Source organism: Nocardioides sp. CF8 (genome assembly GCF_000389985.1).
Lineage (GTDB): Bacteria > Actinomycetota > Actinomycetes > Propionibacteriales > Nocardioidaceae > Nocardioides > Nocardioides allogilvus.
In genome coordinates this window covers 4,182,207-4,182,547 of the sequence record NZ_CM001852.1, presented here as the reverse complement: position 1 = coordinate 4,182,547, position 341 = coordinate 4,182,207, and the positions used below count along the sequence as shown (strand labels likewise).

Annotated in this window: 1 protein-coding gene; it reads left to right on the top strand. The window is 71.0% G+C overall.

Features of this window, described 5'->3' with window-relative positions; translation table 11 throughout:
• Window positions 1-6: 6 nt before the first annotated feature.
• Window positions 7-341, top strand: a 335-nt coding sequence (locus tag CF8_RS20325; RefSeq protein WP_156887349.1) for a DUF222 domain-containing protein, incomplete at its 3' end; no start/stop codon positions are given.

The window sequence follows — 341 nt, the reverse complement described above, 5'->3', positions numbered from 1 at the left end:
ACGTTCGTGGACCAGCAAACCGCATGGTGCGCCAACCGCCTCACCCCCTCCGAACTCGTCAGGTTGGTCGACCACGCCCGGGCCCGGTTCATGCCCGACGAGCTCGCCCAGGAAGTCGCCGACGCCGCTGATCGGCGCCACGTCACCTTCGACACCGACCAGGTCTCCTTCGACGGCACCATGCACCTCGAGGCCGACCTCGACATCCCTGACGCCCTCGGCCTCGCCGAAGCCGTCGCCGCAGGTGCCGCCCACCAGCTCGCGCTCGGGTCGACCGACACCCTCGAAGGACGCCGAGCCACCGCGCTCGGCGACCTCGCCCGCCAACAGCTCGCCTTCGG